Genomic DNA, 1002 nt, shown 5'->3' with positions numbered 1-1002 from the left:
CTTGCCAGCAGCTTGAAGGTGTTTTCCACCAGGGCCTTGTCATCCGCTTGCACATCGGGCAGGCCCAGCTTGGCCAGCATGCGGGCCTGCAATGCCTCGGGGAACACGGTTTTGTAGGACTCCAGGGCTGCCAGCGCCTGCTCCTGGTCTTCAATCAGCGGCAGCAATGCCTGGCCCAGGCAAAACAGGTTCCAGTAGGCCATGTTGGGCTGCTTGTTGTAGGCGTAGCGGCCCTGGGTATCCGAATGGTTGCAGATGTGTCCGGGGTCAAACGCATCGAGAAACTGGAACGGACCGTAGTCAATGGTCAGCCCCAGGATGCTCATGTTGTCGGTGTTCATGACGCCATGGCAAAAACCCACCGCCTGCCACGCAGCCATCAGGTGCGCGGTTTTTTCGCTGACGGCCTCCAGCAGCGCCGCATAGGGCTGCCTTGCCTCGCGGCAGGCAGGGTAAAACCGGTCGATGACGTAGTCGGCCAGCACCTTGAGCTGCGCATGCTGGTCGTTGTAACTGAAATGTTCGAAGTGGCCAAAGCGGATAAAGCTGGGTGCGGTGCGGGTCACCACGGCCGCGGTTTCAATTTCCTCACGCCGTACTGCCGCATCGGACCCGGTGACGCACAACGCCCGTGTGGTGGGGATGCCCAGCCCGTGCATGGCCTCGGAGCACAGGAACTCGCGAATCGAACTGCGCAAAACGGCCCGGCCGTCGCCCATGCGGGAGTAGGGTGTTTTGCCGGCGCCCTTGAGCTGGATTTCCTGCGGCCCGCGCGGAGTACTGATTTCGCCCAGCAACAAGGCCCGGCCATCACCGAGTTGCCCGGCCCAGACACCAAACTGGTGACCGCTATAGACGCTGGCCAAAGGATCGGAACCGGGCAGAACGCTATTGCCGGCCAGGGCTTGCAGGGCTTCCTGAGATTCAAGCCACTGCGTGCCCAATCCGAGTTCGCGCGCCATGCCGCGGCTGCGGCCGACCCAATAAGGGTCGGGCAGGGCC

At 62.6% G+C, this 1002-nt stretch carries 1 protein-coding gene; it reads right to left on the bottom strand.

Annotation, left to right across the window (positions count from 1 at the left end; genetic code table 11):
- Positions 1-1002 (bottom strand): protein adenylyltransferase SelO (locus tag AC1D0Z_RS22750; RefSeq protein WP_477660399.1); only part of this gene is annotated, 1002 nt, incomplete at both ends.

Source organism: Polaromonas sp. P1_E3 (genome assembly GCF_056405935.1).
The sequence above is the reverse complement of the archived record's forward strand: the minus strand, read 5'-3'. Positions and strand labels throughout refer to the sequence as shown.